Source organism: Streptomyces sp. NPDC039423, assembly GCF_055598725.1.
This window is the reverse complement of sequence record NZ_JBVKAH010000007.1, coordinates 43,345-67,166: the sequence shown is the minus strand read 5'-3', so window position 1 is coordinate 67,166 and position 23,822 is coordinate 43,345. Positions and strand designations below refer to the sequence as shown.

Annotated in this window: 17 protein-coding genes; 9 read left to right on the top strand and 8 right to left on the bottom strand. The window is 73.8% G+C overall.

Annotation, left to right across the window (positions count from 1 at the left end; translation table 11 throughout):
- Window positions 1-19 precede the first annotated feature (19 nt).
- On the top strand, window positions 20-823 hold the full coding sequence (locus tag ACZ7LK_RS22570) for a polysaccharide deacetylase family protein (RefSeq protein WP_392276052.1): 804 nt from the start codon (window positions 20-22) through the stop codon (window positions 821-823).
- Between the two features lie 76 nt (window positions 824-899).
- Window positions 900-1,994, top strand: coding sequence for a DUF5925 domain-containing protein (locus tag ACZ7LK_RS22565; protein WP_392275769.1), 1,095 nt, complete (start codon window positions 900-902; stop codon window positions 1,992-1,994).
- A 114-nt stretch (window positions 1,995-2,108) separates the two neighbouring features.
- Here ACZ7LK_RS22565 and ACZ7LK_RS22560 read toward each other — a convergent pair whose 3' ends face one another.
- Window positions 2,109-2,483, bottom strand: coding sequence for a GntR family transcriptional regulator (locus tag ACZ7LK_RS22560; protein WP_469463893.1), 375 nt, complete (start codon window positions 2,481-2,483; stop codon window positions 2,109-2,111).
- 72 nt (window positions 2,484-2,555) lie between these two features.
- On the opposite strand from ACZ7LK_RS22560, the gene ACZ7LK_RS22555 reads away from it, so the two are divergent.
- The 4 genes from ACZ7LK_RS22555 (at window position 2,556) to ACZ7LK_RS22540 (ending at window position 5,949) form a co-directional block, all read left to right on the top strand.
- Entirely contained in the window at window positions 2,556-3,479 is a 924-nt protein-coding gene (locus tag ACZ7LK_RS22555) for a GNAT family N-acetyltransferase (RefSeq protein ID WP_471142939.1), read from the top strand.
- Window positions 3,460-3,960, top strand: a complete 501-nt coding sequence (locus ACZ7LK_RS22550; protein WP_471142937.1) for a ribonuclease FAU-1 family protein — start codon at window positions 3,460-3,462, stop codon at window positions 3,958-3,960. Before ACZ7LK_RS22555 ends, ACZ7LK_RS22550 begins: the two co-directional genes overlap by 20 nt.
- Before the next feature lie 79 nt (window positions 3,961-4,039).
- Window positions 4,040-4,624 carry a hypothetical protein gene (locus tag ACZ7LK_RS22545; protein WP_471142934.1) on the top strand — a complete coding sequence of 195 codons (585 nt, stop codon included), beginning with the start codon at window positions 4,040-4,042 and terminating at the stop codon, window positions 4,622-4,624.
- Window positions 4,625-4,905: 281 nt separating this feature from the next.
- Window positions 4,906-5,949: a lytic polysaccharide monooxygenase auxiliary activity family 9 protein gene (locus ACZ7LK_RS22540; RefSeq protein WP_392275764.1), complete on the top strand. Its 1,044-nt coding sequence runs from the start codon at window positions 4,906-4,908 to the stop codon at window positions 5,947-5,949.
- 61 nt (window positions 5,950-6,010) lie between these two features.
- Here the strand turns inward: ACZ7LK_RS22540 and ACZ7LK_RS22535 are convergent, their stop codons facing one another.
- Together ACZ7LK_RS22535 and ACZ7LK_RS22530 are read right to left on the bottom strand one after the other, a co-directional pair.
- Entirely contained in the window at window positions 6,011-7,006 is a 996-nt protein-coding gene (locus tag ACZ7LK_RS22535) for an esterase/lipase family protein (protein WP_471142931.1), read from the bottom strand.
- Between the two features lie 162 nt (window positions 7,007-7,168).
- A complete protein-coding gene (locus ACZ7LK_RS22530; RefSeq protein ID WP_471142929.1) occupies window positions 7,169-8,422 on the bottom strand; it encodes a cytochrome P450 in 1,254 nt (417 codons plus the stop codon).
- An 82-nt stretch (window positions 8,423-8,504) separates the two neighbouring features.
- On the opposite strand from ACZ7LK_RS22530, the gene ACZ7LK_RS22525 reads away from it, so the two are divergent.
- Entirely contained in the window at window positions 8,505-10,034 is a 1,530-nt protein-coding gene (locus ACZ7LK_RS22525; RefSeq protein ID WP_471142927.1) for an FAD-dependent oxidoreductase, read from the top strand.
- A 213-nt stretch (window positions 10,035-10,247) separates the two neighbouring features.
- Here ACZ7LK_RS22525 and ACZ7LK_RS22520 read toward each other — a convergent pair whose 3' ends face one another.
- Both ACZ7LK_RS22520 and ACZ7LK_RS22515 read right to left on the bottom strand, forming a co-directional pair.
- On the bottom strand, window positions 10,248-11,207 hold the full coding sequence (locus ACZ7LK_RS22520; RefSeq protein ID WP_392275756.1) for a DNA polymerase Y family protein: 960 nt from the start codon (window positions 11,205-11,207) through the stop codon (window positions 10,248-10,250).
- On the bottom strand, window positions 11,204-14,656 hold the full coding sequence (locus tag ACZ7LK_RS22515; RefSeq protein ID WP_471142925.1) for a DNA polymerase III subunit alpha: 3,453 nt from the start codon (window positions 14,654-14,656) through the stop codon (window positions 11,204-11,206). The genes ACZ7LK_RS22520 and ACZ7LK_RS22515 overlap by 4 nt, the downstream gene beginning before the upstream one ends.
- 152 nt (window positions 14,657-14,808) lie before the next feature.
- On the opposite strand from ACZ7LK_RS22515, the gene ACZ7LK_RS22510 reads away from it, so the two are divergent.
- Window positions 14,809-15,843 (top strand): DUF3533 domain-containing protein, encoded by a 1,035-nt coding sequence (locus ACZ7LK_RS22510; protein ID WP_471142922.1) that lies wholly within the window; start codon window positions 14,809-14,811, stop codon window positions 15,841-15,843.
- A gap of 120 nt (window positions 15,844-15,963) precedes the next feature.
- Here the strand turns inward: ACZ7LK_RS22510 and ACZ7LK_RS22505 are convergent, their stop codons facing one another.
- Window positions 15,964-17,049, bottom strand: coding sequence for a S1 family peptidase (locus ACZ7LK_RS22505; RefSeq protein ID WP_471142919.1), 1,086 nt, complete (start codon window positions 17,047-17,049; stop codon window positions 15,964-15,966).
- A gap of 286 nt (window positions 17,050-17,335) precedes the next feature.
- Here ACZ7LK_RS22505 and ACZ7LK_RS22500 point away from each other — a divergent pair, with 286 nt between their 5' ends.
- Window positions 17,336-18,208 (top strand): alpha/beta fold hydrolase, encoded by an 873-nt coding sequence (locus ACZ7LK_RS22500; protein ID WP_469463882.1) that lies wholly within the window; start codon window positions 17,336-17,338, stop codon window positions 18,206-18,208.
- Between the two features lie 258 nt (window positions 18,209-18,466).
- On the opposite strand, the gene fxsT is transcribed toward ACZ7LK_RS22500, so the two are convergent.
- Together fxsT and ACZ7LK_RS22490 are read right to left on the bottom strand one after the other, a co-directional pair.
- A complete protein-coding gene (gene fxsT, locus ACZ7LK_RS22495; protein WP_471142917.1) occupies window positions 18,467-22,399 on the bottom strand; it encodes an FxSxx-COOH system tetratricopeptide repeat protein in 3,933 nt (1,310 codons plus the stop codon).
- Entirely contained in the window at window positions 22,383-23,714 is a 1,332-nt protein-coding gene (locus tag ACZ7LK_RS22490; RefSeq protein ID WP_392275750.1) for a TIR-like protein FxsC, read from the bottom strand. Before ACZ7LK_RS22490 ends, fxsT begins: the two co-directional genes overlap by 17 nt.
- Between the last annotated feature and the right edge of the window lie 108 nt (window positions 23,715-23,822).

Below are 23,822 nucleotides of genomic sequence, written 5' to 3'. Positions count from 1 at the left end.
GCCCGGCCGGGGGGACGGCATGAACGGCCCGGTCGCGGTGCCGATCCTGATGTACCACGCGGTGGGGCACCGGCCCGCGAGGGCCGCGTACCGGCTGAGCGTGTCACCGGAGGCGTTCGCCGAGCAGATGGGGCTGCTCGGCGAGCGCGGGTTCACCCCGGTCACCACCGCGCGGCTCGGCGCCGCCTGGCGGACCGGGGCGCCGCTGCCGGCCCGGCCGGTGCTGGTCACCTTCGACGACGGGTACGAGGGGGTGCACCGGCACGCCCTGCCGGTCCTCGCCGCGCACGGCTTCGCCGCCACGCTGTTCGTGTCGACCGGCTGGCTGCGCGGCGCGCACCACGAGGGCGGCGCACCGGACACCATGCTCGACTGGGACCAGGTGCGGGAACTGGCGGCCGCGGGCACCGAGATCGGTGGCCACAGCCACACCCACCCGCCGCTGGACCGGCTCGGCGACGAACGGCTCCGGTCCGAGGCCGTACGGTGCCGGGAGATCGTCGCGCGGGAGCTGGGCACCGCGCCCGTCTCCTTCGCCTACCCCTACGGCTACTCCAGCCGGCGGGTGCGCCGCGCGGTCCGGGAGGCCGGGTTCGCCCAGTCGCTGGCCGTGGGCAACGCGCTGGCCCGGCGCTCCCAGGGGCCGTACGCGCTGCGCCGGGTGACCGTGCGGCGGACCACGGACCTCGCCGCGTTCGAACGGCTGGTGGAGGGCCGGGCGGTCGGCCGGGCCTTCGCACGGGACCGGGCGCTGACGAAGGGGTACGCGCTCGTCCGGCGCGCCGCGCGGGCGGCGGACGTCCTGGTCCGAACACGCACGTAAACGCGGCGGACGTCCTGGTCCGAACACGCACGTAAACACCGTGCGGGGAAGGCGGGTGTGCCGGATCATGGGGCGCATGTCCGCCAACCCGCATGAGGCCCTGCCGATCCGGCTCACCGTCGACGACAGCGATTCCCCCGCCGATGTCGTCGACGCGCTGTTCCTCGGGCGCTTCGCGACGGGCGAGCAGCCGTACGCGCACAGCTCGTCCATCGACCGCGTCAAGCCCGGCGCGACCCTGCTCCCACCGGGCGCCGCGGTGCTGCGCACGGCCCGCGACGACGACCGCAGCGCCACCCTGGCCGAGGGCGACGGGTGGACGCTGCTCGTCTCCCGCTGGAGCCGGGGCGCCGACGTGACCGTGACGGCGGTCGACGCCGACCTGGCCGAACGGGTGCTGAAGCAGGCCACGGAGGGGGCGAAGGACGACCCGGAGCCGCAGCCGGACAACGTGACCATGGGCTTCTGGTACGTGTCGCCGCGCCGCGGCCCGCACCGCACCACCCGCCGGATCACCGCCGGGACGTGGGAGGAGATCCGGCCCAACTACACGGCGCCGGTGGCCGAGGCGATGGACCGGCTGATGAAGGTCACGCCCGACGACATCGCGGGCCGCCTGCTCCTGCTGCACGGCCCGCCGGGCACCGGGAAGACGTCCGCGCTGCGCACCCTGGCCCGGTCCTGGCGCGACTGGTGCCAGGTCGACTGCGTCCTGGACCCGGAGCGGCTGTTCAACGACGTCGGGTACCTGATGGACATCGCCATCGGCGAGGACGAGGGCACCGGGAACGGCCGGTGGCGGCTGCTGCTGCTGGAGGACTGCGACGAGCTGATCCGCGGCGAGGCCCGGCACACCGCCGGCCAGGCCCTGTCCCGGCTGCTGAACCTGACGGACGGGCTGCTGGGCCAGGGCCGCAACGTGCTGGTGGGCGTCACCACCAACGAGGACCTGGAGCGGCTGCACCCGGCCGTGGTCCGCCCGGGCCGCTGCCTGGCCCGGATCGAGGTCGGCCCGCTGACCCGCCCGGAGGCGGTGACGTGGCTCGGCACCGAGGAGGGCGTCGGCCGGGACGGGGCGACGCTGGCGGAGCTGTACGCGCTGCGGCGCGGCACCGGCCCGGCGGCCATCCCGGACCAGGCGCGCGGCGCGGACGCGGGGCTGTACCTGTAGCGAGCGGGCGGGCGCCTACCGCGGGGTGCGCGGGCAGTGCGGGATGCGCGTACCGCGGGGTGCGCGTACCGCGGGCAGTGCGGGATGCGCGTACCGCGGGTGCGCGCGGAACCGCTACCGCTCGTACACCGCCCGGAGCGCGTCCGCCACGGCCGCTTCGGCGTCGGCGCGGGTCAGGCCCAGCCGGTGGGCCTCCGCGGCGTACGCGGCGGCCGCTGCGGCCACCTGGCGGGCGGCGGCGTCACCGGCGGCGGCGACGAACGTGCCGGCCCGGCCGCGCGTCTCGATCACCCCGTCCGTCTCCAGCACCCGGTAGGCCTTGGCGACCGTGTTCGCGGCGAGGCCGAGTTCCTCCGCGAGGCCCCGGACGGTGGGCAGTTTGTGGCCGACGGGCAGCTTGCCCGAGCGGGCCTGCTCGGAGATCTGGGCGCGCAGTTGTTCGTACGGGGCGGTCGGGGAGTCCGCGTCGATGACGATCTTCAGGGTCACGGGCACGATTGTCCCGTACGCGGGCGTAATTGGGAGGCGGCCGCCGTGGCCGCGCGCGTACCGTGCCGCTCCATGACCACGATCGTGCGTGACTTCCGGCCGGCCGACGCCGAGGCCGTGACCAGGGTGAGACGGGCCGCGCTGCCCTTCGAGGTGACGACGCCGAAGGCGGTGCTCTTCCGCGTGGCGTCGGCGAACCCGGCGGCGAGGTACCGGCTGCTGGTGGCGGAGGTGGACGGCGAGGTCGTCGGCACGGCCCAGATCGGCCTGGCGTACGAATCCGGCACCCCCGGGCTGTCGTACGCCAACCCCCAGGTGCACCCCGCGCACCGCGGGCACGGGGCGGGCGGCCTGCTGTTGCGCACCGCCGAGGAGCACCTGGCGGCCGAGGGGGCGCGGAGCGTGTACGCCTGGGTGCTGGACGAGCCGGACTGCCGGTCGTTCGCCGGGAAGCGCGGCTACCGGCCGACCCGTCCCGCGCACTTCCTGCGGCTGGACCTGGCGGGCGGCACCCTGCCGGAGCTGCCCGGGGAGCTGCCACCCGGTGTCGAGCTGCGCACCGCCGCCGCGTACGCCGACGACCCGCGCCCGCTGTTCGAGGCGGACGCGGAGGTGACGGCGGACGAGCCCAGCGACATCGGTGCCGACCTGGACGACTACGAGGACTGGCTCGCCGGCACCTGGAACCACCCGCTGCTCGACCGCGACCTGACCACGGTGGTGACGGTGGACGGCGAGGTGGCCGCGTTCACCGCCGCCCACACCGACGGGGAGACCCGCTACCACTCGGGCATGACCGGCACGCTGCGCGCGCACCGGGGCCGGGGGCTCGCCAAGCTCGCCAAGACGGACTCGCTGCGCCGCGCCCGGGCGGCCGGATACACGGACGCGTTCACCAACAACGACGCGGAGAACGGGCCGATGCTGGCGATCAACGAGTGGTTCGGCTACCGGGTCTGCGCGACGGAGGTCCGGCATGTCCGCGCGCTCGGTTGACGTCCGCCTCGTCAAGGCGGGGCGGACGAAGATCGTGTATCCGGCGGTGGTGGTCGCCGAGGCCGGATCCCGTCTCACCGTGCGCGCCCCGTGGGCGGTGGACGGGACGCGGGACTTCGGGTTCGTACGCTTCGAACCGGGTGACGTCTTCACCGAGCACTACTGGCGCGACCGGTGGTACGCGGTGAAGGAGGTCCGCTCGGGGGACGGCTCCCTGAAGGGCTGGTACTGCGACGTCACCCGGCCGGCCGTGGTCGACGCCGCCCTGGGTGAGGTGGTCGTGGAGGACCTCGACCTGGACCTGTGGGTGTCGGCGGACGGCAGCGAGGTGCTGCGGCTGGACGAGGACGAGTTCGCCGCGAGCGGCCTGGCCGAGCGGGACCCCGCCGCAGCGGCCGCCGCGCTCGCCGCCCTGGACACGCTGGAGGCCCTGGCCCGGACGGGTGGCCTGCCGGGCGGCCTGGAGCCCGGCTCGCGGTAGGGGACGACGCGGGCGCACGGCCTCCGGCGGGGCGCCTACCGTGGGGCGGAGGTCTTCCGCGGGGCATGAAGGGACGTACATGGGCGCCGGTTGGGCGGGGTTGTTGGTCGCCGTCGTGGGCGTGGCGGGAACTCTGGGGGCCGCGCTGCTCACGCAGAACCGCGCGGACCGCACCAAGCGGATGGAGTTGCGCGCGGCGGCCGAGCAGCGTCGCGAGGAGCGCGAGCACGCAGAGGAGCTGCGCCGGGTGGAGCTGGCCGAGCAGCGCCGGCGCGAGAACCTGGAGCGGCGGCGCGCCTGTTACATCGCGCTGAACACCGCCGCGCGCCAGTTCCTGACGTCGATGACCAGCCATCTGCACGCCCTGCGGCGCGGCGAGGACGCCGAGGCGTCCCTGGCGGATCTGGAGGCGAGCAGGCTGGCCTTCCGGGACAGTTACGCGGAGGCCCAGATGGTGGTCCCGGAGGCGGTGTTGCGCACGTGCAGCACGGCCAAGTCGCGTCTGAACGCCGCGTACGGCACGCTCCGGCAGTACGGTGCGGCGCCCGCCGCCCACCCCGGCGAACTGGCGGGCCTGGAGGACGAGTTCCACCGGGGGGTCTGGCCGCACCTGCGGGAGATGAAGCGTTCCATGCGCGCCGACCTGGGCGTCGACGACGACTAGGGCGTGCGGAGCGGGGGGCCGGCGCGCCCGGCGAGCCGAGCGGCCGGGCGGGCGGCTGCCGAGCGGCTACCTGAGCGTCTTCTTAGCATCGCCTTAAGCGGAGCATAAGGATCCTCATCAGCCGCTCGCAGGGGCCGGACCAGGCGTTTCCAGGGGCTAGTTTGGCGATCACCGGAGCTGGTCCGGACCGTCGGTGCCGAAGCCGGGGGGCTGCGCCGCCCGTCCGGGCCCGGGTCCGTAACCCCCCACATCTGTTCGTCCCCTCGAAGGAGAACGTCATCGTGACTGATCGCCGCCTCAGCAAGCCGGCAGCCGCCGCCGTCGTCCTGGGCCTCGCGCCGTTCACGCTCGCGGGACCGGCCGCGTCGCCGGCCATGGCGCACGGAACGATGACCGATCCGGTCAGCCGGGTGTCCGCCTGTTACGCGGAGGGGCCGGAGAGCCCGGACTCGGCGGCCTGCAAGGCGGCGCTGGCGGCGAGCGGTCCGCAGGCGTTCTACGACTGGAACGAGGTCAACATCGCCAACGCGGCGGGCCAGCACCGGAAGTTGATCCCGGACGGCAAGCTGTGCAGCGCCAACCGCGACAAGTACAAGGGGCTCGACCTGCCCCGGGGCGACTGGCCCTCGTCGAAGCTGGCCGCCGGCGGCCACACCTTCCGGTACAAGGCGACCGCCCCGCACAAGGGGTCCTTCGAGCTGTACATCACCAAGGACGGCTACGACCCGGCCAAGCCGCTGAAGTGGTCGGACCTGGAGGCGAAGCCGTTCGCCAAGGTGACCAACCCCCGGCTGGAGAGCGGTGCGTACGTGTTCGACGGCACCGTCCCGGCCCGGTCCGGCCGGCACCTGATCTACTCGATATGGCAGCGCTCCGACTCGCCCGAGGCGTTCTACACCTGCTCCGACGTGGTGTTCGGCAAGGACGACGGGCAGACGGGCGGCGCTCCCGCGCCGGTCGCGTCGGCACCCTCCGACGAGCAGATCGAGCAGGGTACGGACAAGTCGACGGTCGACCACGGCGGGCACGGCGGCGACGACCACGGCGCGAGCCCCGCGGCGCCCGCGAGCCCGGCGGGCTCCACCGCCCAGGAGTCCGGGCGGCCCGAGCAGGCGGACGCGACCGCCCAGGCCGAGCAGGCCGGCACGCTCCAGGCCCAGGGTGCCGGGACCCCTTCGCCCGTCGCCGCCGCCGCGAGCGGGGCCGACCTCGCCGAGACCGGCGGCAGCGGTGCGACCCCGTACCTGGCCGCCGGTGGCGCGGCCGTCCTCGCGGTGGGTGCCGCCGTGCTGTTCGGCAGCGCCCGCCGCAGGTCCACGCGCTGACGACCGGTCGCATGCGGGAGGGGCCCGTCCGGATCCGGACGGGCCCCTTCGCGTCGTTGCGTCAGCCGACGACGGACGCGCAGGTGGTGGGCGTCGCGTGCGCCGGGTCCAGGGCGTTGACGACCTCGTGGTACGCGATGCGGTCGAGCAGGCCGATGGCCACGTGCTCGGAGAAGTCCAGCGGGCACAGGTCCTGGACCAGGACGTTGCGGACGCCCGGCCCGTCGAGGAACTGGGAGCGGTACGGGGTGACGACCTCCTCGTACTTGGTGGCGATGACGGTGTAGCGGACGCCGGGCACGGTGTCGCCGCCCTCGTTGAGCTTCTGGAGGAACGGGGAGCCGGCGACCTGGTCGGCGAGACCGGGGGTCTTGGCGCTCAGCAGGTCGGCCGCGCCGGGGAAGTACGGCAGCAGTTCGGCCAGGCCGAGGAGCGTGGTGCCGTGGTTGTCGGGGGCGATGCCGACCAGGGCGTTCACCTTGTCGGCGCCGCCGAGGAACTTGAGGTAGTGGCGCGGCATCATGCCGCCCTGGGAGTGGCCGACGAGGTCCACCTCGGCGGCGCCGGTGGCGGCGAGGACCTGGTCGACGTAGGTGTCGAGCTGTCCGGCGGACGCGGCGATGGGGCCGAGGCCGTGGAAGAACGGCACGCCCGGCAGTTGGCCGTAGTCGAGGGAGAAGACGCAGTAGCCGCGCCGGACCAGGTAGGGGGCGAGGGAGAGCCAGTTGTCGACGGAGTTGCCGAAGGTGCCGTGGACGAGGACGACCGGGCGGGGGTGGGCGGCCGACGGCCGGCAGGTGTAGTCGTTCCAGCCGCTGCTGGGGGCCGAGGCCTGGGCGGCGGAGGCGGGCGCGAGGGTCGCGGCGACGGCGAGCAGCAGGACGGCGGAGGCCCTGAGCGCGCGGCGCAGGCGCGAGCGGCCGCGTGACGGGGTGCGGGCGGACCCGGGTGAGGGGGTGCGGGCGGACCCGGGCGAGGGGGTGTGGGCGGACCCGGGTGAGGGGGTGCGGGTGGCGGCGCGGGCGTGTCTGCGGAAGGGCGGGCGTGAGGGCAGCATCGAGTGGTCTCCTCGCGGCTCAAGGAATGGGGATGGGGCGATGGCGGTACGCCCTGTGGCCCGGACCACTGGTGGGGAGGCACGGCAGTCATGCCGTGCTCATGCCAAGCTACGCACGGGTAGCGGCAACAAGGAAGTTACGCGTCGGTAAAAACTGACGTCCTACCACCTCACCGGCAGCCGCAGCGGGAAGCGCCGGATCGTCTCCGTGTCCCACCGCACCTGTCGCGCCGGGACCGCGAGCCGCAGTCGGGGGAACCGTTCGGCCAGGGCCCCGACCGCCACCCGCAGCTCCGCCAGCGCCAGGGGCGCGGCCACGCAGTGGTGGCCGCCCCAGCCGAAGGTCATGTGGGGGTGGGCCGGCCGGTCCGGGTCCAGCTCATGGGGGTCGCAGAACACCGAGGGGTCCCGGTTGGCCGCGAGGTACGACACATGGACGAAGTCGCCCGCGCGGATGAGGACGCCCTCCACCTCCACGTCCTCCAGCGCGACGCGCGGGATGCCGACGCCCTTGCGGAACGGGATGAGACGCAGCAGCTCGTCCAGCGTCCCGGGCAGCCGCGCGGGGTCGCGCACCAGCTCCTCCCACCGGCCGGGGCGGGTGAGCAGGGTGTAGACGATGTTGCTGATCTGGCAGGTGGCCGTGTCGTTGCCGCTCAGGATCAGGGTCACCGCCAGGACCGCCAGTTCGCGGTCGTCCAGGGGCCGTTCACCGTCACCGGCGTGCGCGGTCGCCATGGCGCTGATGAGGTCGTCCCCCGGGGCCCTCCGCCGCCGGGCCACCAGGTCGGTGAAGTGGTCGCGCAGGAACCGCTTGGCGTCCGCCGCCGTCCGCCGGGCCTCCGGGGCGGTGGCCAGCATCTCGTGCGTCCGGCGCAGCAGCAGCGGCCGGTCGGCCGGGGCCACGCCGAGCAGCTCGCAGATGGTGTGGTGCGGCAGCCGGGTGGAGAGGTGGTGGGCCAGGTCGGCCGGCGGGCCGTGCTCGGCCATCCCGTCCAGCAGCCGGTGGGCCACCCGCTCGATGGCCGGCCGCATGCGCTCGACGTTCCGCTTGGTGAACGCCCGCGCGGCGACGCGGCGCAGGCGGCCGCTGTGCGGCGGGTCCAGCACGTTGACCGACTCCGGCGACACGATGGGCTCCGGCGTCAGCCGCGGATAGTCCCGGCCGACGATGGCCGCGCGGCTGAACCGGGGGTCGGTGGTCACCCGCCGTACCCCGTCGAAGCTGGTCACGAGCCAGGCGTCGGCGTCGCCGTAGGGCAGCCGGACGCGGCTCACCGGCCCCCTGGCCATGAGGTCAGCGAGCACCGGGTCGAAATCGAGGGCCTCGCTGAAGTCGAAGGGACAGCCGACGGCGTCCGGCCATGTGGGCGGATGTGGCCGGCCACTCGACGCGGGTGACTGCTTCAGGGGCATATTCCACATATGCCGCATCTTCCGGCAGACAACCGTTCCGTGCACTCCCAGGCCGTGCCCGCACGGCAGAAAGCGGTGAGAGATGCCCACCGACCCGCACACCGCCGCACCGCGCCGAGGGGCACCGGTGCACGGCGCCGTGGACGTCCTGGTCGTCGGCGCCGGCCCGACCGGGCTCACCCTCGCCTGCGACCTGGCCCGCCGGGGCGTCCGTACGCATGTCGTTGAGGCGGGCGAACGGCTCTTCGGGGGCTCCCGGGGCAAGAGCCTCCAGCCCCGCACCCAGGAAGTGCTGGACGACCTCGGGGTCATGGCGGAGCTCCGGTCGGCCGGCGGCCCGTTCCCGCCCATGCAGACCTGGCGGGACGGCCGCCGGGAGGGCACCTGGCGGCTCCTCGAACGTGACCCCGGGGCGCCGGTGTCGGGGTATCCCGAGCCGTGGCTGGTCCCGCAGTGGCGTACCCAGGAGATCCTCCGCGACCGGTTCCTGGCCCTGGGCGGGACGGTGGAGTACGGAACCCGGCTGACGACCCTGCACCAGGCGGAGCGGCACGTACTGGCCGAGCTGGAGCACGCCGACGGCGGCCGCCGGACACTGACCGTGCCGTACCTGGTCGGGTGCGACGGCGGGCGCAGCACCGTGCGGGAGGCGCTGGGCGTCGCGATGAAGGGCGAGGAGGGCGGGCTGCGCCCGGCCGTGGTGGCGGACGTGCGCGTCCGGGGCCTGGACCAGGACCACTGGCACATCTGGCCGGACGGCCCGGGCGGCGGGGACGCGGGCCTGCTGCTGTGCCCGCTGCCCGGCATGGACGCGTTCCAGCTCAACGCCCGGGCGGACGGCGAGGAACGGGAGCTCACCGAGGACGCGGTACGGGAGCTGGTCGCCACCCGCACGCACCTGCCCGCCGACGCGGTCACCGACGTGCTGTGGCACTCGTACTACCGGCCCCGTACCGCGCTGGCCGAGCGCTTCCGGGACGGGCGGGTGTTCCTCGCGGGCGACGCCGCGCACGCCCACCCGCCGGGCGGCGGGCAGGGGCTGAACATCGGTGTCCAGGATGCCTACAACCTGGGCTGGAAGCTGGGACAGGTGCTGCGCCACCACGCCCCGGACGCGTTGCTGGACAGTTACGAGGCAGAGCGCCGGCCCGCCGCCGCGCACGTCCTGGAGCTCAGCTCCCGGCTCTACCGGGCGGGCCGCAGCCCGGACGGGGGTGACGAGCAGGCACGGCACCGGGGCCGGACCACCCACCTGCTGTCGGTCCACTACCGGGACAGCGCCCTGAGCACCGAGACCCGCGAACGGCTCCCCGGCACGGCCGTCCAGGCGGGCGACCGCGCCCCCGACCTGCCCTGCTCCACGGAGGGCGGCGGTACGCGGCGGCTCTTCGAGCTGCTGCGGGGCCCGCACTTCACCCTGCTCGTGGTGGACCGCACACCACCCCGGGTACCGCCGGCCGTCGTCACGCACCGGGTGGCCGGCGGCGCCCTGGCGGAGGAGCTGGGCGCGGGACTGTTCCTGGTCCGCCCCGACGGCCACATCGGCCTGGCCACCCAGGACCCCGCCCACCTCGACCGCTACCTGGCGAAGACCGGCCTGGCGGAGCGCTAGGGGTGTCGTTCGGACCGGGCCGGATGCGAAGAGCACGTCCTAGGTCGTGTCCGGAAAGTCTCGCCTGGCCCGCGGTGTCCTGCACGCGCGCTCGCGGCGTTGTCGTCGGTCGCCATGACTCCGCCATGACTCCCTCCTCCGCCTTGCGATCGCACGCACCGGACACCGCGGCCCCCGCCCTCCGGGCAGACGCCGATACTTTCCGGACACTCCCTAGGCCGCCAGCGAGCCCGGGACGATCGCGCCCGGTCCGAACTTCGCGCGGGCCCGGTCCGCCACCGCCTCGATCCGCCGCGCCTTGTCGTCCCCCGGGTCGAGGGAGAGCTGGTGCGCGGCCTTCTCGGCGGGCATCAGGCCCTCGGCGCGCAGCCCGACGGCCCGTACCCGGGCGCGCTGGAGCCCGAGCGCGCCGTGCATCGCGTACGCGGCGGCGGTGAGCGCGGCCGTGTGGGCGGTCGGTTCGCCCAGGGTGCGGGTCCGGGTGGTGGCCGTCCGGTCGGCGTACCGCACGGTCAGCGTCAGCGAGCGGCACACCTGCTCCTCGCCCCGCATCCGCGCGCCCAGCTCCCCGGCGAGGGACAGCAGGGCGCGCCGGTGCCGGTCCTGGTCCAGCTCGTCGCGGTCGAAGGCCCGTTCGGCGGCGACCGACCGGGACGCGGCGTTGGGGACGACCGCCGTACGGTCGGTGCCCCGCGCCCGCTCCCACAGCTCGCGGCCCGCCCGCGCGCCCACGATCCGCTGGAGGACGGCGAGCGGCGCGGCGGCGACCCGCCCGACGGAGTCGAGCCCGTAGGAGCAGAGCGTGCGGGCGGTGGCGGGGCCGACGCCGTACAGCGCGGCGACCGGCTTGTCCCGCAGGAACGCCTCCGCGTCCTCGACCACCAGGGTCGTCCCGGGCGCCGCGTCCCGGGCGGCCATGCGGGCCAGCATCGGGTTGGGGCCCGCTCCGATGGCGCAGTCCACGCCGTACAGGGCGAGTGCCCTGACCCGGATCACGGCGGCCAGTCCGGCGGGGCCGCGCCCGAAGTACCGTACGGCGCCGCGCACGTCGGCGAGCGCGGCGTCGGGCGGGGCCGCCTCCACGACGGGGGTGAACTGGCCGAGCATTCCGACCAGTTGCGGGAGCAGGGCCTCGTCCATCGGCTCCAGCCGGAATCGTACGTAGAGGATCATCCCGCGCTCCCCTGGCTCTGGTGCCACAGCTTCCTGGGCACTGCCGTTCCCTCACCCGCCGGGCGCAGGTCCGCCCAGGGGTTCATCTCGTAGCCGGTGGGCATGGTGATGCGCCGGCCGCTGTCGGAGGACCGCGGGGCGCCGCCCGGCGCCGGCCCCGCCAGCCGCGCCGCCACCGCGTCCAGGCCGCCCTCGCGCCGGAGTTCCACCAGTTCGGCGAGGTTCCAGGCGGCCGAGGCGACGACGCTGTAGCTGCGCGGGCCGCGGCGCTGGACCACCCCGCGCACCAGCAGCAGCCAGGAGTGGAAGACGGTGTGGGCGCACCGCTCGTGGCTGTCGTCGAAGAAGGCCAGGTCGACCAGGCCGGTCCCGTCGTCGAGCGTGGTGAAGATGACCCGCTTGCCGGACCGGATGGGCGGGGTCTGGGTGGCCGCCTTGGCTCCCGCCACCAGCACGGTCTGTCCGTTGCGGGCGGCCCGGAGCCGCTGGGCGGAGACCACGCCGAGCTCGGCGAGGAAGGCGTGGTGGTCGGTCATCAGGTTGCGCGAGGCGTCCATGGACAGCACGCCCAGCTCGGCGCTGAGGCGTTCGGCCTCGTTGAGGTCCGGCAGTCCGATGGGGGCGGAGGCCCGGCCGCCGGCGAGCGGGAGCTGATCGCCGTACGAGCCGGCGCCCCGCTGGGCGCGGTGGAGTTCGGCGAGGTGCAGCAGCAGGTCTCGCCGGTTGCCGCCGAACGCGTCGAGCGCGCCGACCTGGGCGAGCCGTTCGGCGACGGGGCGGCTGGGGCGGGCCCGTTCCCAGAAGTCCAGCAGGGAGGCGTAGGGCTGTCCGGCCTCGATCCGGGCGGCCTCGGCCTCGCTGATGCCGTGGACGTCGGAGAGGGCCAGCCGCAGTCCCCACTTCCCCAGCGAACCGGACACCAGTTCGATCCGGTGGGCGACCGCCGACCGGTTCACGTCCACCGGCAGCACCGGCACCCCGCGCCGCCGCGCGTCCGCCAGCAGCAGCCGCTTGGGGTACATGCCGGGGTCGTGGGTGAGCAACCCGGCGTAGAAGGCGGCCGGGTGGTGCGCCTTCAGCCACGCCGACTGGTACGTGGGGACGGCGAAGGCCACCGCGTGCGCCTTGCAGAAGCCGTAGCTGCCGAAGGCCTCGACGATCTCCCAGGTCCGCGCGACCACGTCGTCCCCGTACCCCTTCGCCCGCGCGTGCTGCGCGAACCAGGCCTTGATGCGGCCCTGCGACTCGGGGTCGGACAGGCCCCGCCGTACCGCGTCGGCCTCCTCCCGCCCACAGCCGGTCATGATGTCGAGGATCTTGATGATCTGCTCGTGGAAGACGACCACGCCGTACGTCTCCCTCAGCGCGTCCTCCAGGTCGGGGTGCGGGTAGCGCACCGGCGCCCGGCCGTGCCGGGCCTCGATGAACGGCCGCACCATGTCGGCGGCGACCGGGCCGGGGCGGAAGAGGGAGATGTCCACGACCAGGTCGTGGAAGGTGGACGGCTGGAGCCGCCCGACCAGGTCGCGCTGGCCCGGCGACTCGATCTGGAAGCAGCCGAGCGTCTCGGCGGACTGGATCAGCCGGTACGTGGCGGGGTCGCCGGGCGGCACCTGCGCGGGGTCGTCGATGTCGAGGACCTCGCCGCTCGCCCGTTCGAGCTCGGCGACCGCGTGCGCCATCGCCGACTGCATCCGCACCCCGAGGACGTCGAGCTTGAGCAGCCCCAGCTCCTCCACGTCGTCCTTGTCGAACTGGGACATGGGGAAGTTCTCGCCGCTGGTCGGCACCACCGGCGTACGCAGCGGCAGCGAGGAGTCCGAGAGCAGCACCCCGCACGGGTGCATGGCGACGCCGCGCGGCAGCGCGTCCAGCGCCTCGACCAGCTCCCAGAGCCTGCCGTACCTGTCCTCCTCCCCCGCGAGCGCGCGCAGCTCGGGCAGTTCCTCCAGCGCGGCGCGGGCGTCCCGGGCGCGGACGTGCGGGAAGGCCTTGGCGATCCGGTCGATCTCGGCCGGGTCCATGGACAGGGCGGCGCCCACGTCCCGCACGGCGTGGCGCACCCGGTACGTCTCGGGCATGGCGACGGCGGCCACGCGCTCGGGCCCGAAGCGGCCGAGGATCGCGCGGTAGACCTCCAGGCGGCGGGCGGACTCCACGTCGATGTCGATGTCGGGCAGCACCGGCCGGCGCACCGACAGGAAGCGTTCCATCAGCAGCCCCTGCTCGACGGGGTCGGCGTGGGCGATGCCGAGGAGGTGGTTGACCAGGGACCCGGCGCCGGAGCCGCGGGCGGCGACGCGGATGCCCATGGCGCGGGTGTCGTCGACGACCTGGGCGACGGTGAGGAAGTACGAGGCGAAGCCGAGCCGCTCGATGGTGCGCAGCTCGTCCTCCAGCCGGCTCCAGTACGCCCGCTTCCGGTCGTGGCCGCGCAGCACCATGCCGGCGGCGCAGCGGGAGCGCAGCACCCGCTCGGCGGTGCGCCGGCCGGCGCCGACCAGGTGGGCCTCGGGGAAGTGGACGCTGCCGATGCCCAGGTCGTCCTCGGGGTCGACCAGGCACGCGGCGGCGGTCTCCTCGGTCATGGCGAGGAGCCGGTGCGCGGTGTCGCGGCGGAACCCGGCGGCCTCGGCGACGCGCTCGGCGGTGGCCGCCATCGCGGCGGGGTCCTTGAGCCAGCGTTCACCGCTGTCGAGCCCTTTGCGGGGGTCGATGGGCACCAGGCGGCGGGCCGCGTCGAGGACGTCGGCGACCGGCCCCTGGCCGGGGTCGGCGTACCGCACGGCGTTGGTCAGCACGGCGCGTACGCCCTGCTCGGCGGCGAAGCCCAGGGTGCGGGCGGCGTGCCGCATCGAGCCGGGGCCGGTGCCGGTGCGGCCGTGGTGGACGACCTCCAGCCGCAGGGCGTCGCCGTGGGCGTCCCGCCAGGGGGCGAGGAGCCGGGCGGCGCGGTCGGGGCGTCCGGCGGCGAGGGCGCGGCCGACCCCGGAGTCGGGGCCGAGGAGCACGGTCACCCCGTCCCCGTGGTTCTCCGCCCAGGGGAGCAGCGGGGAGCCCTCGGCCGTGTGCGCGGCGCTGATCAGCCGGCACAGGGTGGCCCAGCCCTGCCGGGAGCGGGCCAGGTAGACCGCGCGGGGCGCGGACTCGTCGACGAAGGCGCCGCCGCGCACGGGGGTGCGGCGCCGCTCGGTGATCCCGGTGCCGGCGCCCGGGGCGGTCTCGCGCACCGGGTCGTCGACGGCGAGGTCGGTGCCGAAGAGCGGCCGGACGCCCTCCTTGGCGCAGGCCGCGGCGAAGCGGACCGCACCGGCGACGGTGTCGCGGTCGGTCAGGGCGACGGCGTCCATGCCGCGCTCGGCGGCGCGCGCCGCCAGCCGCTCCGGGTGTGAGGCCCCATAGCGCAGGGAGAAGCCCGAAACGGTGTGCAGATGCGTGAACCCTGGCACCCGCACCTCCTGGATCAATCCGGTCTCACCTCCCCCACATCCACCATAGACCAGTTTCGAACATTCGTACGACGAGCGGGGCGGCGGAGCCGGAATCCGCCATTCGGCCCGCCCCACCTGCGCGAACGGGGCGGGCCCCGGAGCGTGGGGACATGAAGCTCGCCGCCGAAGTCAAGAACGCCGTCACGCCCCGCGCCGCGTTGCTGGTGATCGGTGTGCTCGCCCTCCAGCTCCTGTTCATCGCCTCCTACGTGGGCGCGCTGCACGACCCGAAGCCCAAGGACGTGCCCTTCGGCGTGGTGGCACCGGGGGCGGCCGCCGACCAGGCCGCCGCACGGCTGGCGCGGCTTCCCGGCGACCCGCTCGACCCCCGCGTGCTCACCGACCGGGAGGAGGCGCGGCGGCAGATCATGGAGCGGGAGATCGACGGCGCCCTGGTCGTCCACCCGGCGGGCACGACCGACACCCTGCTGGTCGCCTCCGGCGGCGGGACCGTCCTCTCCACCACCCTGGACGCGATCATCACGGCGGTCGAGAAGCCGCAGCGCCGTACGGTGCGGACGGTGGACGTGGCTCCCGCCTCCCCCGAGGACTTCGACGGGCTGTCCGCGTTCTACCTGGCGGTGGGGTGGTGCGTGGGCGGCTACCTGCTCGCCTCGATCCTGGCGATCAGCGCGGGCTCCCGGCCCGCCAACCCGCAGCGCGCCGTCATCCGGCTGGCCGTCCTGGCGCTCTCCGCGCTCCTCGGCGGCATCGGCGGCGCGGTGATCGTCGGCCCGGTCCTCGGCGCCCTGCCCGGCAGCGTCCTCGCCCTGTGGGGCCTGGGCACCCTGGTGGTCTTCGCGGTCGGCGCGGTCACGCTGGCGCTCCAGGCGCTCACCGGCATCGTGGGCATCGGGCTTGCGGTGCTGCTCATCGTGATCGCGGGCAACCCGAGCGCGGGCGGGGCCTTCCCCGGCCCGATGCTGCCCGACTTCTGGCGGACGATCGGCCCGGCCCTGCCGCCGGGCGCGGGCACCTGGGCGGCCCGCTCGATCGCGTACTTCAAGGGCAACGCGATCTCCGGCGCGATGCAGGTCCTCGCGATCTGGGCGGTCATCGGCACCGTGCTCACCCTGGTGGTGTCCGCGGTCCGCCGACGGGACGGGCGGGAGGACGGCAAAGCGGTCGGCGCGGACCCCGTGTGAGGCGAGGGCCCCGGGACGGGCAGGGTACACAGGACGGGGCGAGGGTCCGGGACATGGCAAGGGCCCCGGGCCGCCGGCTGTCGCCGGGGTCCGGGGCCCTGTCGTGCGGTACGCCCGATGTCAGCCGATCTGCGCGCCGAGGGTGCTCAGCGCCTCCGTCACGGGCTGGAAGAACGTCTCACCGCCCGAGGCGCAGTCACCGCTGCCGCCCGAGGTGAGCCCGACCGCGGCGTCGCCCGAGAAGAGCGAGCCGCCGCTGTCGCCGGGCTCGGCGCAGACGTCGGTCTGGATGAGACCCTCGACGACCTGGCCACTGCCGTAGTTCACGGTGGCGTTCAGGCCGGTGACCTCGCCCTGGTGGACCTGGGTGGTCGAGCCGCTGCGGGTCACCTTCATCCCGACGGTCGCCTCGGCCGCCTTGGTGATCGCCTGCGCGCTCCCGTCGTAGAGGTTCACCTCGCTCGGGTGCGCGGTGTCACCGGCGTACTTGACCAGCGCGAAGTCGTTGCCGGGGAACTGCGAGTCGACCATGGTGCCGATCGCCGCCCCGCCCCGCGCGTCCGACCACTCGCTGCCCGACTCGCCGCAGTGGCCGGCCGTGATGAAGTGCGGCGCCCCGTCCTTGACCACGTTGAACCCGAGCGAGCAGCGCCCGCCGCCGGAGTGGATGGCGTCGCCGCCCGCGAGGAACGGTGTGAACTCCCCGGCCGTGCGCTTCAGTTCGGCCTTGGAGCCGAGGCCCTTCACGACCTGGTCGAGCTTCTTCCAGTCGGCGCCCTTGACCGTGCGGTCGGCCGTGACGACGACCTTGTTGCTCACCGGGTCGACGGCCCAGGACGTGCCGGGTATCGTCGCGCGGCTCTTCAGCGTCTGCCGGGCGCTCGTCAGCTCGGCCAGCGTGTGCTCGACGAGTCTCGCCCTGCCGCCGGCCTCGCGCACGGACCGGGCCGCGGCCTCGTTCACCACGTTGACGACCAGGGCCTTGGCCTCGGCGTCGTAGTACGCGCCCGCCGCGTCACCGCCGAGCGTCCTGTCGAGCGCCGCGGCGAGGTTCGCCGCCGCGGGGGCCGACAGCGTCTTCACGGCGGGCCGCGGTGCGTCCTCGCTGGCGTTCGCAGTCTGGAAGGTGAGTCCGGCTCCGAGCAGAGCCGCAGCGGCTCCGCCGGCGATCGCCGCACGCCTCGTGGGTATGCGTCGGTGCTTCACAACGTCGACCTCTCCTGTGGGGGGCCGTGCCGGGACAAGTGGGGTGCCCTGACACGGAGGATGGTCAACTCACTATCCCGATACCGGCCGGTAGCACACAAGGCCGACTTCCAGACGCGCACGCGACCTTCACTCCGCGCCCCCGGCACACCCATCACTCCCGGCATCACGGCCGGTTCCGTTTGCGAACACCGAGCGTGTCACGACAGGCGACAAAGGCCCTCCGCACAGGCACCCTGATGGGGAATCATCAAAGGTTCCGGGGACGGAGAAGGAGGCGGGGGGCTTGCGACGTCGGGTGCGCGCGACGGACGGCCGGCATCTGATGGTGGAACGCCTGGGGGACCCGCAGGGCCGTCCGGTCTTCCTGCTGCACGGCACGCCCGGCAGCAGACTGGGACCGGCCCCGCGGGGCATGGTGCTCTACCAGCGCGGCATGCAACTGATCGCGTACGACCGTCCCGGCTACGGCGGTTCGGACCGGCTGGCGGGGCGCAGCGTCGCGGACGTGGCCTCGGACGTGGCGGACATCGCGGACGCGCTCGGCCTGGAGCGGTTCGCGGTGGTGGGCCGCTCCGGCGGCGCCCCGCACGCGCTGGCCTGCGCGGCCCTGCTGCCGCACCGGGTGACCCGTACCGCCGCGCTGGTGACGCTGGCGCCCCGGGACGCGGACGGGCTGGACTGGTTCGAGGGCATGGCCGCGTCGAACGTCACGGAGTACACCCACGCGACCCTCGACCCCGACGGCGTCGCCGCCCGTCTCACCCCCCGCGCCGACGCGATCCGCCAGGACCCGGTCCGGCTCCTGGACGACCTGCGGCGGGAGCTGACCGCCTCGGACCGCATGGTGGTCTCGGACGCGGGCGTACGGTCGATGCTGCTGCGCAACTACCAGGAGGCGCTGCGCACCTCGGCGTACGGCTGGATCGACGACGCGCTGGCCTTCTGCAGCCCCTGGGGCTTCGACCCGGCCGACATCCCCGGCGAGGTGCTGCTCTGGCACGGCGAGCAGGACGTCTTCTCACCGGTCGGCCACTCCCGCTGGCTCGCCGAACGCATCCCCGGCGCCACCGCCGTCCTCGAACCCGCCGCCGCCCACTTCGACGCCCTGCACGCCCTCCCCCGCGTCCTCACCTGGCTGCTGGACACGCGCGAGTGAGCCGAAGGGGCGCGGCGGGTGCCGAAAGGGAGAACGCGCGGAGGCCCCGAGGAACGAGGGGCCGAGCACGATCGACCGTCGGCACACGCTCGAGCGCCCCGGAGGCGAACCGAGCCCGGAAAAAGGGGCGAGTGAGCCGAAGGGGCGCGGCGGGTGTCGAGAGGGAGAACGCGCGGAGGCCCCGAGGGACGAGGGGTCGAGCACGATCGACCGTCGACACCGACTCAAGCGCCCCGGAGGCGAACCGAGCCGAGAAATTCAGACAGCCAGCGGCTCCAGGTCCCGGTGTACGCGGCGTTCGTCCCGTGCCAGGCGGGTCAGGGCGTGGTCGTCGCCCAGTTGGCGGGCGAGTTCGTCGCCGGTCTCGGTCCGGAGCAGGGCCGCCTCGTCCTTGCGGCCCAGCGCGCCCAGGGTGACCGCCAGGTTGGAGACGACGCCCAGCACTTCCGGGTGGTGGCTGCCCAGGACCTCGCGCAGGGCGCGCACGGTGCGCTGTTCGATCGCCAGGGCCTCGTCCAGCTCGCCCAGGTCGGCCTTGGCGTTGGCGAGGTTCACGGTGCAGAACAGGGCGTGCGGGTGCCGTTCGCCCAGGACCTCCCGCATGCCCCGGAGGGCGGCCTGGAGCAGTTGTTCGGCGTTCTCCGGCGCCCCGCAGCCCCACTGGTAGATGCCCAGGTTGTTGAGGGCCGCGAGGGTGTACGGGTGCCGCTCCCCCGGCACCTCGCGGTACTGGTCGACGACCTCCTGGGCCAGGTCCCGGGCGGCCACCGGCTCCCCGGCGGCGAACAGGTCCGCCGCCAGGTTCAGGTCGCAGGCCAGGGAGTCGGGGTGCGCGTACGTGTACTTGGCGCGGTACCGGTTGCGGGTGGCGGTGGTGAGCCGCCGCGCGTCCTCCAGTTTGCCCGCGCGCCGCAGCGACACGGCGAGGCTCTTGCCGGCGGCGAGGGTGCCGGGGAAGGTGCGGCCCAGGGTCTCCTTGTACCTGTCGTACGTGCGCGCCAGCAGCGTCACGGAGTCCTCGTACCGTCCGACCTCCCGCAGGTCGCGGGCGAGCGAGGTGGCCGAGGAGAGGGTGTAGGGGTGCTCGGGGCCGAGCACCTCGGTGCGCCGGTCGAAGACGTCCTGGTCGATCTCGCGGGCCCGGGAGTACTGGCCGACCATGCGCAGGTTGAGCGCCAGGTTGTTGGCGGCGGCCAGGGTGCGCGGGTGGGAGTCGTGGAAGATCTGGCTGAACCCCTCGTGCGCCTCGGTCGCCAGTTCCATGGCCCTGCCGTACTGGCCGAGGGCGCCCAGGTCCATGGCGAGGCTGGAGGTGGTCATGTACGTGTGGGGGTGGGAGCGGCCGAGGACGGCGCGCTGCCGCTCCAGGGTGACCTCGTCGAGCTCCCTGGCCTCCACGTACCGGCCCTGGGAGCGGAGGATGTTGGAGAGGTGGAAGCGCAGGTAGAGGTACTGGAGGTCGTCGTTGCCGAGCATGTCGCGCCAGGCGTTGCGCAGGTCCTCGGCGAGCGAGCCGGCGGTCTGCCAGTCGCCGCGCTTCCAGAGGTAGCGGACGCGGTCGATGAGCAGCCGGCGGGTCTCGGGTTCCTTGCAGTACCGGGCCTCGGAGGTGCCCAGGTGCGGCCAGATGGTGGCGAACCGGGGCCAGGTCTCGGGGTTGTCGATGGGTTCGTCGTCGTCCGGCCGGGCGCCGGCGAGGATGCGGTGGACGGCGTGGCGGGCTTCCCGCTGCTCCTGTTCGGAGAGCTGCGCCCGGATGACGGCCTGCACCAGCCGGTGCACCTGGATCGAGTTGGACACCTGGTCGACCTTGGCGAGGGCGAACCGGCCGATCTCGCGGATGACCCGGCCGAGGACCAGCTTCTCCTGGAGGGAGGCGTCGTAGGGCTTGAGCGCCTCGATCATCTCCTTGCTGTACAGGAGGTTGGCGTGGATCGGCTCGGGCGCGAAGAAGGCGCAGAGCTGGAGCAGCCGTACGGCGGCCGGTGAGCGTTCCTTGAGCCGTTCGATGGAGACGTTCCAGGTGGCGGCGACGGGTTCGGGGTAGCCGGCCGGCTGGTTGAGCGCCAGGGTGCGGGCGGCGGCTTCCTGGAGCTGTTCCAGGTAGGCGGCGACCGGGGTGGCCGTCTCCGCGATCCAGGCGGCGGCCTGTTCGACGGCGAGCGGCAGGTCCCCGACCGCTTCGGCGACCTTGTCTGCGTCCTCGGCGCCGAGGCCCTTGGCGCGGCGCTGGAGGTGTTCGACGGACTCCTCGCGCAGGAAGACGTCGACGGGCAGGGCGTCGCCGTACTGCGACCAGGTCTGGTTCCTGGAGGTCACCAGGATGTGCCCGCCGGTGGGGAAGAACCGCTTGAGCGCGTCGGGGTCGTCGGCGTTGTCGAAGACGAGGAGCCAGCGGTTGGTCGGCACGCCGCGGCGCAGCAGGTCGATGGCCTCCTGGGAGGCGGCGGCCATGTCGTCGCCGCCCTGGGCGCCGAGGCGGACGGCGAGTTCGGCGAGTCCGGCGATGACGTCGTCGGTCTGTTCGGCGGACATCCACCACACGAGGTCGTAGTCGGCCATGAAGCGGTGGACGTACTCCAGGGCGACCTGGGTCTTGCCGACGCCGCCGAGGCCGTAGAGGGTCTGCGGCTGGGGCAGGACGACGGCCATTCCTCCGCCGAGCTGGTCACGCATCCGTTCGAGGACGACGGAGCGGCCGGTGAAGCCGGGGTTGCGGGGCGGGGCGTTCCAGATCTTGGGCACGGTCCCGGGGAAGCGCGGTCCGGGGGGCACGCCCTCGTTGAGCTTGACCGGCCGGTCCAGGGCGCGCAGCAGGGCGCCGGTGGCGGTGACCTCGTCGAGGCGGAAGAGGTCGACGGGGTTGCGGTCGATGTACGGGGTGGTGAGCCGGACGTCGCCGACGCGCAGCGGCAGCAGGTGGCGCCGTCCGCCGCCGGGGTCCTCGGCGGCGGCGCGCTCCCACACCTCGACGGCGCGGGCCGATTTGAGGTAGGCGCTGGACAGCAGGACGACGGTGCGGGCGGCGTTCTCGGCGGCGTGGAGGGCGTCGGCGCCGCCGGTCGCCGGGTCGGCGGACACGTCGCGGGGGACGACGCGGAACCCGGCCCGGGTGAGGACGGACTCGATCCAGTCGGCCCACATGCGGTTCTCGGCGACGTACGACAGGAACAGGTCGGCGGGCAGGGCGGGGCGACGGCGGGTGAAGGCGTCGCGGATCCGCAGCCGTACCTCCTCGTCGACCGCCGGCATGGCGGTGACGTCCCCGTCGGTGACGACGGTGGTCAGCCGTTCGAAGGCGGAGAGCAGCGAGTTGGCGATGCCGGCGTCGTCGCCGAAGGTGGCGAGGGTCTCCTCGTAGGCGTAGTAGGGGCGGTACGGGATTTCGACGGCGCCCCAGTAGGAGGCGAGTTCCTCCCCGGCCATCCCGCTGGGGAAACCGTCGAACTTCAGCCGTGCCAGCGCCCGGCCCGCGTCGGCCTTCTCCTTCTCGCCCTCGTCGATCCGCATCGGTACGGGGAAGATGCGGATGCCCCGGCCGCCGTAGCGTTCGTCGATCTGGCGGGCGACGGCGGCGGCGCCGTCCATGGACTGGTCGCTGAGGGTGAAGCAGTCGACGAGGGCGTCCGGCAGGTGGACGGTGCAGATGTCGGCGATGTCGCTGAGGCCGGTGCGGCTGTCGATGAGGACGTAGTCGTAGTTGGCCTTCATGTCGTCGCGCAGCGCGTCGAAGAAGTGGCCGCCGCCGAGCCGGTCGTAGAAGTTGTCCCAGTCGAAGGTGGAGACGGTGGCGGAGTACTCGCGGTTCTGCTTGCCCGCGGAGACGAAGTCGAGGGTGCCGCCGTCGGGGAACTCCCAGCCGAGTGCCTCGGGGGTGAGGGAGACGGCGTGCGGCTGGATGCGGGCGTAGTCGCGGTGCCAGTCGTCGGGCCGCTGCACGGGGCTTGTGGCGGCCCAGGCGTACTCGGTGATCAGGTCGATGACGCCGGTGGTGGCGCCGAGGGTGGACGGGTCGAGGAAGGGGTGGAAGAAGCGGTGCAGGCCGGGGGCCTCCAGGTCCCAGTCGACGGCCAGGACCCGCTTGCCGTTCGCGGCGAGAATCCAGGCCGTGTTGGCCAGGGCCATCGTCCGTCCCGTACCACCCTTGTAGGAGTAGAAGGTGACGATGCGTCCGTCACGACTGGCTGTCATCCAGGTCCTCCGCATCGGGCGCGACGTGTGTCTCGGGTATGTAGTGCGTGGTGCCCAGTTCGCCCGCCATGGGGCCGCGCAGCCGGGGCCGTTCGGTGTGCCGGCCGCCCGCGGGCGGGTAGACGGCGGCGTGCCGCAGGTACTGCTGGGCGGCCGCCTCCACCACCTGGGGCAGGATCTGGCCGAAGGCCTCCATGCTGGGGACCCCCCGGGCGGCGGCGCGGCTGGCGGCGCGGCCCTGGCCCATCTTGATGGGCATGGTCTCCTCGAGCGTCCGGTTCAGTTCGGCGTCCACCGCCCGGCTCTGGTGGTCGGTCTGGTTGCGGGGGACGACGACGCTCACCCAGGGGCGGTGTTCGGCGTCGAAGGCGGCGAGCCGTTCGCGGCGTTCGTCGTCCTTCAGGGCCCAGCGGTCGAGGAGCAGGATCTCGGGGCTGCTGGGGGGCTGCTTGGCGTCGGGCGGGCCGGCGTCGTGGTCGAAGGACGTGACGGTGGCCTGGTAGTTGAGCGAGCGGACCAGGTCCTCGGTGACGTAGGCGAGCGGCCGGGCGGCGTCGGGGTGGTACGGGTTCCAGTCCAGCGGCATGTCGCCGTAGTAGTCGGGGTCCCGGCCGTCGGGGAGGTCGTGGCGGCTGGGGGCGGCGACGGTGACCCGCAGGGGCCGGGGGCCGCGGCCGGGGGCGCCGAAGGCGCTGGGTGCCGAGCGGTAGTCGACGGGTCTGCCGGGGCTGATGGCCGCGCTGTCGGCGACGGCGACGATGCGTTTGGCGAGTTCGTACACGGCCCGTTCGTACTCCTCGGCGAATATGCGGAGTTTGATCAGGCCGTAGAGTCCGTCGGTGACGTAGCGGTCGCCGAAGTCGCGGTGGTTGAACTGCAGTCGCTCGGCGGGTCCGGGGAGTTGTTCGGGCGGTACGGGTACCCACAGGGCGGGCACGATCGCCTCGGCGGGCTTGTTGTGCTTGGCGTGGTGGTAGATCGCCCGGGTGGCGAACGCGTACCACTCCTTGCCGCACATCTCGCTGGCGAAGTAGCGGGGTGAGAACAGGGGGACGAAGACCCGGCAGGTGGCCAGGACTTCCCCCAGCCGTTCCGACCAGCCCTCGCCGGAGCGGATCTCCCGGTCCATGAATCCGGCGGGGGATCCGGCGGGAAGATCCGTCATGGCCATCACATGGCCGCACAGATCGCGGAAGAGCCGCTCGACCCACATGTCGGGATCGGGGCCACCGGATCCGTACCTCGGCGTGTGGGCGTAACTCAAGAAGAAGTACGGCCGATGGTCCGCCGCTCGCGCTTGCGGTGACGCCTGCACACGACCCCCGTCCTATGTGATCACTCGCATCCGGGATGAGAAGGATACGAGCTGATTAATCATTCCGGAGCAGGCTTTGCTCGACCCCCATGACGTTCAGTCATTCAC